Source organism: Mesorhizobium sp. M7A.F.Ca.US.006.01.1.1 (genome assembly GCF_003997935.1).
Classification (GTDB): Bacteria; Pseudomonadota; Alphaproteobacteria; order Rhizobiales; family Rhizobiaceae; genus Mesorhizobium.
The window spans coordinates 1-8,473 of the sequence record NZ_RZQL01000277.1 but is presented as its reverse complement, the minus strand read 5'-3'; the positions used below and the strand labels follow the sequence as shown (position 1 = coordinate 8,473).

Below are 8,473 nucleotides of genomic sequence, written 5' to 3'. Positions count from 1 at the left end.
CTGTTCTGGCTGCCGCGCGCCAAGGTCGCCTTCATGGCCGCGCACGAAACCAACTCGATCGCCAACGGCGCGCTGGCCGAAGGCATCCATGGCGTGCGCACGGTGCAGAGCCTGGAGCGTCAGCACGTCAATTTCGACCTCTATGACGAGAAGGTGCTGGCCAATCTCAATGCCCATCTGACGTCGGCGAAATACGCGCAGGTGATGGTGCCCATCGTCGACACGCTGACCGGCATCGCCATGGCGACCGTCATCGTCGTGGGTGGTTCGATGGTGCTGTCGCACAGCCTCGACATCGGCGTCATGGTGGCGTTCCTGTTCTACATCCAGCGCTTCTTCGACCCGATCCGCTCGCTGACCATGCAGTACAGCGTCATGCAGCGCGCCATGGCTTCGGGCCAGCGCATTTCCGAAGTGCTCGACGTGCCGGTCGATGTCAGCGACAGGCACGGTGCCGTGGCGCTGTCGCGTGACATGGACGGCTCGGTCGAGTTCAGGAACGTCACCTTCGGCTATCGGCCGAACCAGCCGGTGCTGAAGAACATCTCCTTCCGCGTCAACCCGGGCGAGACCGTAGCCCTTGTCGGCCCAACCGGATCGGGCAAGTCGAGCTCGATGGCGCTGGTGCACCGCTTCTACGATGTGTGGTCGGGTGAAGTCCTGGTCGGCGGCCACGATGTGCGTGACCTGACCCAGGATTCGCTCGGCGATCAGGTCGCCATGGTGCTGCAGGAGCCGTTCCTGTTCTCCGGCTCGGTGCTGGAAAACATCCGCTACCACAAGACATCAGCCAGCCGCGAGGAGGTGGTGCGCGCCGCGCAGGCCGTTGGCGCGCACGACTTCATCGAGAACCTGCCCGACGGCTACGACACCGAGCTTGAGCAGCGCGGGGGCAACCTCTCGCTCGGCCAGCGCCAGCTGATCAGTTTTGCGCGAGCATTGGTGGCCGACGCCAAGATCCTGGTGCTCGACGAAGCCACGGCCAGCATCGATTCCTACACCGAGATGCTGATCCAGAAGGCGCTGATCACGCTGCTGGAAGGCCGCACCGGGCTGGTCATCGCCCACCGTCTGGCCACCATCCGCGGCGCCGACCGCATCATCGTGCTGCAGAACGGCGAGATCGTCGAAAGCGGCAATCACGAACAGCTGATGGCAAGAAAAGGCCTCTACGCCCGCCTCTACAACATGAACTACGCCTCCTTCGACGACATTTCCGAAGGCGAGCTGGAACTGGACGCAGCGGTCGGCAAGGCGACGTGATTGGGCCTACCACAGGCGTCTACGCCATTTCGTGGCGTTTTGAACCCTCGCGAATGGCCTTGTGCACGCCGCGTTGCAGATCCATGAACGCAGGGCTTTCCATCACCTCTTCGCGGCGCGGGCGCTCGATGTCGACGTTGAAGGTCTGCGTGATACGTCCCGGGCCGATGCCCATGACGACGATGCGGTCCGACAGATAGACGGCCTCCTCCACATCATGAGTGACAAACAGGACGGTCAACCTGTGTTCCTCCCAGATCTGGGTCAGCAGTTCCTGCATCTGATGCCGGGTCAACGCATCGAGAGCGCCGAAGGGCTCGTCCATCAACAGCATCTTGGGCCGGTAGGAAAGCGCACGCGCAATGGCGACGCGCTGTTTCATGCCACCCGAGAGTTCGGCCGGATAGCGGTCGGCGCTGTCGGACAGCTTGACGAGTTCGAGGTGCTCCAGCGCGATCCTGCGGCAGGTCGGGCGATCGTAGCCGGCGGCCTTGAGGGCAAATTCGATGTTCTGCCGCGCCGTCAGCCAGGGAAGCAGCGTGTAGGACTGGAAGACGACGCCACGGTCGAGACCCGGCTGCAGGATCGGCGCGCCATCGATGCTGAGATCGCCGGCATCGAAGTCCTGCAGTCCGGCCACGATCGACAGCAGCGTGCTCTTGCCGCAGCCCGACGTGCCGACCAAAGAGACAAACTCGTTGTCGGCAAGATCGAGGTTGATGTCGCGCAGCACTTCCGTGCGCCGCTCGCCGGTGCCGAAGCTCTTGTGGAGACCGGCGATCCGCAATTTAGGGGGGCTCATCGGCTGGACCTCATTGCGAGCGGCCCTCTTGCTTGAACAGCACCTTTTCCAGCGCCTTCATCACCTGGTCGGTGATGAGGCCGAGCAGGCCAAGCAGCAGGATGTAGCCTATGATGGTGTTGGTCTGGAAATAGCGCTGCGACACGGTGATGCGATAGCCGAGCCCCGAAGTCGCGGCGACAAGTTCGGCCAGCACCAGCCAGGTCCATGCCCAGCCCAGGCTGATGCGCAGCGTATCCCAGATGCCCGGCAAGGCGCTGGGCACGACGATGCGCGTCAGGATCTTGCGATCCGGCAGGCCTAGCGTGCGCCCAAGGCCGATGAAATCGGCGGGAACCCGTTTCACATTGTCCATGATCATCAGCACCTGCTGGAAGAAGGTGCCGATGAAGATGATCAGGAATTTCTGCGAATCGCCGGTGCCCGCCCACAGGATAGAGAGCGGCACGAAGGCGACGACCGGCATGTAGCGGATGAAATCCACCAGCGGCTCGATGGCCGCTTCCCAGGAACGGAAACTGCCGATCAGCACGCCGATCGGTATCGACAGTGCCGAGGCGATGAGGAAGCCGATGGAGATACGGTACATCGAGGCTTTGAGGTCCAGCCACAACGTGCCGTCGGTCGCGAGCTTGGCGATCTGCGTCGCGACGCTGCCCGGCGACGGCAGGAAGATCGGCTTTACCAACCCCAGTCCGGTCGCCGCCCACCAGGCAAGGCCGAGCCCGACGAACACGGCCACCGCGATCATCAGGAAGCGCGACCTGGCGATGGGCACGCCGATCCCTGAGGATCGGCGTCGCCTCGCCGGTTTCGTGACCGGCCCCGGTATGGGACGAGCCGGATCCGTTTGAGCGGGACGCTCCCCGGGCATCTGCGTCACCACCGCGATCCGGCCTTGGTCATTCCGCCGCCTTGACGAAGGACGGGTCGATCATCTGCTCCGGCGTCACGTCGGCCTGCAGCAGCTTGGCGTTCTTGGCGGCGGCTTCGACATCGGCGAAGGTCTTGGTGGTGAAGTCGCCGGTCAGCGCCGTCTTGTTTTCGGCGAGCGAATAGTAGCGCACGCCGTCAAAGGCGGTGTTGAGGTCCTTGACGTCCGAACCGACAGCCTTGGCGATGATGGCGCGGCCACCGGGCGTGTCGGCATTGTAGTCCTTGAGCGCTGCGTCCCAGCTCTTGATCATGGCCAGCACCTGGCCGGGCCGCGACTTGATCACCTCGTCACGCACCACCAGCACGTCGCTGATCAGGCCGGGATCCTCGCCGGCGGTGAACAGCAGCTTGAGGTCCTTGTTCTGCGCCATGGCGACGGTGAGGTACGGTTCATAGGTCACCGCGACCGGCACCTGGCCGGCGATCAACGCGCTGCCGGCATCGGACGCCGGCATCGGAACCGGCTTCACGTCGTCGATCGACATGCCGTTCCTGGCGAGCGCGTATTTGAGCAGGATGTCGCTCGTCGTGCCTTCCTCGAAGGCGACCTGCTTGCCCTTGAGGTCCGCGATGGAGGTGACGTCCTTGCCGGCGATGATGGCGTCGGCGGTCATGGAAACGTCGAGCAGCAGCACGATCTTCACCGGCAGGCCGGCCGCAACCATGCCCATCGCCGTGTGGGTGGCGATGTTGGCGGCGTCGAGCTGGCCGCTTGCAAGTGCTGCGTTGATGTCCTTGTCCTCGGCGAAGTTGACGATCTGGACGTCGCTCAGCCCGTTGGTCTTGAACAGGCCCTTGGCCTCGGCGACATGCCATTGGCCATAGCCAAGCCAGGGCTCGATGCCGATCTTGAACGCTCCAGCCTCGGGCGTGGTGGGAATGGCCGCATCGGCTGCGTAGGCTGCCGGGACGGCGGCGAGCCCGATGGCGGCGGCCATCACGAGCGCGCGAAATTGTCCTGTTAGGTTACGCATCATCTTTGTTCCCCTTGATGATCAGACCGCTTTTTCTAACCCAGGCAGCCGGTCTGGTGAGACTGCGGGTTTCTGCTCTTGCGGCACTGTGCCTCGGCGTCTTACCTGCCACTTCATGGTGAAGTGCGAGGATATTTCAGCGTCAGCGGGAGCGGATGTCAAGGCTAAAATACATACATGCATATACAAGTTGGAAAGACTCAATTTTCCACCTTGGTCCGGTGCATCGGCCTGCCCCCTCCGCAGCGATCACTCAGGCTTTTCCGGATCGATCCGGTCTAGGAAATCAGTCACCCGATCGGCTCCGGCAACGGGTTCGCTGCCGACCATGACCGCCACCGAAAAGGCGATAAGGGAAGAAACCGGCGTGTGGCTGCGCGCACCGGCGCGCAGGTTCATGACCAGCGTAGGCGACAGGAAAAGTCCTGAGCGCAACACGGCGCGCCAATCGGCCGGCAGCATGCCGCGCCGTTTGAGCTCCAGCAGCAATGGCCGCCACAACGCTGTCGCCTTGACCTCCAGCAGGTCGCGGCGGACGGGGCTCAGGTCCCAGTCGGTGTCGACATGGAGCAGGGTTCCGTCCAACCGCGCCTTGGCGCGAAAAGCCTCTGTCGCGGTCGCCGGATCATAGAGCCAGAACGGATGGGCGAAGATGTTGTGGAACGTCGCCTTCACCTCCGCCAGCAGCGTCGGGATATGCGAGCCGGCAAAGGCGGGATCGAAGAAGGACAGCTCCGCCCTCCCCGCCTTCGCCGTGTACCAGACATTGGCGTTGTGGGCGTCGCCATGCGCCACCACGCCGCCGGCGTCGGCAAGCTGCTCCGGCCGCAAGCGCACTGCGGCAGCATCGAAAAGCTCGCCGACACTGTCGGTGTACTGGTGGCCGTTGATGACGAATTTCAGCCGGGAAAACCGATCCCAATCCAGCTCGGCACCGGGAAATACGAACGGTTTGCCGACATAGAAATCGGCCAGCCGACCGCCTGGCGACAACCGTGTCTCGGCATCGATCAGCCGCTCATGAAACAGCCTGTGGATCGGCTCCGCCGAGACCTCCGCGACAGTCACCGGATGCAGTGTCTCGAGATAGACCTTGAGCAGCCTGGCTGACAGGTCGCGCTCGGCAAGAACGGCTTCTCGCCGCTTGCCGGCATCGTCCTGCGCATCCAGCGCGAACAGCACATCCGAGAATCTCGGATCCGTGCGGCGGCGATAGACAAGGATCTGCTCGCCCGGCTGGGCCGACATATGCACGGGTTGGTCAACCGGCAGGCCGGCGCGCGACAGAATCTCGGCGCGGTAATACTCGCCCGTCATCGCCTCTTCCCGCTCCTCCTGATGGAACTTGAAGAAGTAGGCCTTGCCGTCGTCTTCGAAGAAGCCGTTCAACGAATTGAGGCTGTATTTGTCGAAGTTGATGCGGACATTGCGGGGGCGCATCGCGAACAGGTCGCCCAGCAATGCCGCCAGCGCGCTTTGTGCTTCGGCAACATCATGCTGCGCGAGTGCCCGGATGCGCGCCGTGCGGCTCGGTGCAGGCGTCATCTGTCGCTCCTTCCAGCCAGTTCGTCCGCCGAGGGCGAAACCGTTTCCATCAATACATGTATATACATTAGCAGCGAGACCGCTCCGACTTGCATTGGACCTGCTTCAGTTAGCTGCTTTTGAAGGAGAATAGCGGCTGCCGAGCGAGTAGCGGCTGCCGGCATAAGTTAGCTTGCTGATCGTGGCCACCACCGCGCCCGTCCATGTCCGGCGGTGCAGGAAAAGGCAGCAGGCGCCGACATCGATGCCCAGATGACGCGCCGTCTCGGCATCCGCCGGGATCGCGGAAATGATATGCTCGACCTCGGTCACGGGGGTTTTCTGCATGAGGTAGTCATAGGTCGCCGTCTTCGAAAAATCCTGCTTGTCATAGTCGGGGATGAGGCTCGGATTGACGAAACGCTCTTCCAGCTGCACCGGCAGATCGTTCTCGAAATTGACGACGACGGAATGATAGATCGAGACGCGCTTTGGAAACTCGAACGACAGCGCCAGCTCCTTTGTCGGCATGATGGTTTCGAGGACGAGGACTTCGGAGCGATGCCTGTTGCCGCGCTCGACGATCTCGGCTGCGATGTTGTTGATCTCGATCAGCGTCGATTGCGGCCGCGGCGGCGCGATGAAGGTTCCCACACCTTGCAGGCGGATCAGGAACCCCGCCGAGGTCAACTCCCTGAGCGCCCGGTGAACCGTCATCCGCGACACGCCGAGTGAAGCCACCAACTCATTCTCGGACGGCAGCTTGCGATCTTTGCCCCACCGGCCCGTTCCTATGTTTGCCAGGATGTAGTCCTTCACCTTCTCGTAAAGAGGGCTGGCCGTGTCGGGCAAAGTGATCATTTCAAAAGTCCTTTCCGGCGATTCATCGGAAATCACGACTGCTCGACAGGTTGCCGCATGCGGATGATTGTTTTCAAGCCGTCGCTGCGCCCCGCCAACAGCCGCTCATAGGCAGCCGGAATGTCATCCAGGCCGATCTCCTGGTCGATCAGCGCCAACAGCGGTTCGCTGAGTTCACCCAGCATCCGCACCGCCTCGGGCAATTCGTCGGCAAAGGCATGGCATCCCAGCAACCCGATCTCGCGTTCGACCAGCGTGTTGGGATCGATGTCGAGGCGGCCGTGGAAGATGCCGACCATGGCGACCGCACCGCCGGGATCGACAACGCCGAGCAATTGATTGAGTGCCGCGATGCTGCCGGTCGCCTCGACGGCCGCCAGCAAGGGGGCATTGGCGGTTGCGGCGGCAATGGCATCCCGGTTCAGATCGGCGATCGTGGCACCCGTCACCCGCGCCACCCGGGCGCAGCGGCTCTGGTTGCGGTCGGCGACCAGCACGGTGCCGGCGAAGGTCCGCGACAGCAGCAGCGCGGCAAGACCGCCGATCGGCCCACAGCCGACCACCAGCACGGAGCCGGCCGTTTTCGGCAGGCGCCGCACCGCGTGCAGCGCCACCGCCAGCGGCTCGGCCATCGCCGCGACCCGCTCGTCGAGCCCGGCATCGATGATATGCAAAAGCCGTGCGGGCAATGCTGCCTGTTCGGCAAATCCGCCGTCGCAGACTTCTCCCACGAAGCCCAGCGACGCGCAGAGATGCCGGCGGCCGGCACGACATTGCGCGCAGTCTCCGCACCAGAACCGGGAATCGGCAATCACCCTGTCGCCGATGGCGATGGCGTCGACGCCCTCGCCGATGGCGGTCACCGTGCCGGTCAGTTCATGGCCGGCCGTCGAGGGCGACCGGCTTATCCATTGGCCGGTGCGGAAATTATGCAGGTCCGAACCGCAAATGCCGGCGGCGTCGACCCTGAGCTTCACCCAGCCGGCGTCCGGCGCGCCCGGCGCGGCGATATCCTCGACGCGCAGGTCACCAGGTCCATAGAGTCGAGCGGCCTTCATCGCGATCGTGTCCGCTCAGCCGGCGAGGTAGCGGTCGCGGATCTCCGAGACCGCATTCTCATGCGAGCTGAAGCCCTCATAGCGGGCAAGCCTGCGGGCGTGCAGGGCGAGTTCCGGGTAGGCCGTCGAGGTGACGTAGCCGACCGACGAGCGCTTGACGAAATCCGTCACCGAAAGCGGCCCGTAGGTCCGCGCCCAGCGGCTGGTCGGCAGCACCGCATTGGGGCCGAGAACGAAATTGGCCAGCGTCACCGGCGTGTGCGGACCCATCAGGATTTCGGCGGCCTCGGTAATGCGCCCGAGATGCGCGAACGGCTCCTTCGACAGGATCTCGAGATGTTCGGGCGCATAGTCGTTGATGAAGCGGTAGCTGTCTTCCAGCGAAGCGGTCAGCACGATGCCGCCGCGCTTGCCGGTCAGCACTGCACGTGAAAACTCGACACGCTGCTCGGTCATCCGCGACCAGTGCTCAGGAAGTGCAGCGAGTGCAGCTTCGGCGACCTTGCGGCTGTGCGTCACCAGATAGGCCGAGGAATCCGGCCCGTGCTCGGCTTCGATCAACAGGTCGAGCGCGGCAAGGCCGCCGTCGACGCTGTCGTCGGCAAAGATGATCGCCTCCGACGGGCCGGCCGGAAGGCCTGTGTTGATGACCGACGACAGCACGCTCTTGGCCGCGACCACCCACGGGCTGCCGGGACCGACGATCTTGAGCGCGGGCTTCACCGTCTCCGTGCCGTATGCGACCGCGGCAACCGCTTGCGCGCCGCCGCATTTGTAGACGGTTCCGACGCCGGCGAGGCGCGCGGCGACGAGCGTTGCCGCATCCACCGAGCCATCCGATGTCGGCGGCGTCACGATGGCGATCTGCGGCACGCCGGCAATCACCGCCGGCACCGACGTCATCATCGTCACCGACGGAAAGGCGCCCTTGCCGCGCGGAACGTAGAGCGCAACGGACGCGATCGGCGTGTACCGGTCGCCGGCATAGGCGCCCGGCCGGACTTCCTTGAGCCACATCGTTTCCGGCTTCTGCTCCTCATGGAAATGCCTGATGT

At 63.8% G+C, this 8,473-nt stretch carries 8 protein-coding genes; 1 reads left to right on the top strand and 7 read right to left on the bottom strand.

All coding sequences use genetic code 11. From position 1 onward, the window contains the following. Positions 1-1,263 (top strand): ABC transporter ATP-binding protein (locus tag EN943_RS31820; protein WP_164778479.1); only part of this gene is annotated, 1,263 nt, incomplete at its 5' end. A gap of 19 nt (positions 1,264-1,282) precedes the next feature. On the opposite strand, the gene EN943_RS31815 is transcribed toward EN943_RS31820, so the two are convergent. The 7 genes from EN943_RS31815 to hisD form a co-directional block, all read right to left on the bottom strand. Further along, positions 1,283-2,065 (bottom strand): ABC transporter ATP-binding protein, encoded by a 783-nt coding sequence (locus tag EN943_RS31815; protein WP_127415980.1) that lies wholly within the window; start codon positions 2,063-2,065, stop codon positions 1,283-1,285. Positions 2,066-2,075: 10 nt separating this feature from the next. Beyond that, positions 2,076-2,843, bottom strand: coding sequence for an ABC transporter permease (locus EN943_RS31810; RefSeq protein WP_206522843.1), 768 nt, complete (start codon positions 2,841-2,843; stop codon positions 2,076-2,078). A gap of 124 nt (positions 2,844-2,967) precedes the next feature. Beyond that, positions 2,968-3,975, bottom strand: coding sequence for an ABC transporter substrate-binding protein (locus EN943_RS31805; protein WP_127415981.1), 1,008 nt, complete (start codon positions 3,973-3,975; stop codon positions 2,968-2,970). Between the two features lie 249 nt (positions 3,976-4,224). Continuing rightward, the gene (locus EN943_RS31800; RefSeq protein ID WP_127415979.1) at positions 4,225-5,520 is read right to left on the bottom strand and encodes a hypothetical protein; all 1,296 of its coding nucleotides are present in this window, start codon (positions 5,518-5,520) and stop codon (positions 4,225-4,227) included. 105 nt (positions 5,521-5,625) lie between these two features. Continuing rightward, the gene (gene hutC, locus EN943_RS31795; RefSeq protein WP_127415978.1) at positions 5,626-6,360 is read right to left on the bottom strand and encodes a histidine utilization repressor; all 735 of its coding nucleotides are present in this window, start codon (positions 6,358-6,360) and stop codon (positions 5,626-5,628) included. Between the two features lie 32 nt (positions 6,361-6,392). Further along, a complete protein-coding gene (locus tag EN943_RS31790; protein ID WP_127415977.1) occupies positions 6,393-7,418 on the bottom strand; it encodes an alcohol dehydrogenase catalytic domain-containing protein in 1,026 nt (341 codons plus the stop codon). Between the two features lie 15 nt (positions 7,419-7,433). After that, positions 7,434-8,473, bottom strand: a 1,040-nt coding sequence (gene hisD / locus EN943_RS31785) for a histidinol dehydrogenase (RefSeq protein ID WP_127415976.1), incomplete at its 5' end; no start/stop codon positions are given.

Excerpts from the sequence above, each read along its gene's own strand:
- EN943_RS31800 (WP_127415979.1), bottom strand. The coding sequence starts at position 5,520 with ATGACGCCTGCACCGAGCCGCACGGCGCGCATCCGGGCACTCGCGCAG.
- EN943_RS31815 (WP_127415980.1), bottom strand. The coding sequence starts at position 2,065 with ATGAGCCCCCCTAAATTGCGGATCGCCGGTCTCCACAAGAGCTTCGGC.
- EN943_RS31790 (WP_127415977.1), bottom strand. The coding sequence starts at position 7,418 with ATGAAGGCCGCTCGACTCTATGGACCTGGTGACCTGCGCGTCGAGGAT.
- hutC (WP_127415978.1), bottom strand. The coding sequence starts at position 6,360 with ATGATCACTTTGCCCGACACGGCCAGCCCTCTTTACGAGAAGGTGAAG.
- EN943_RS31805 (WP_127415981.1), bottom strand. The coding sequence starts at position 3,975 with ATGCGTAACCTAACAGGACAATTTCGCGCGCTCGTGATGGCCGCCGCC.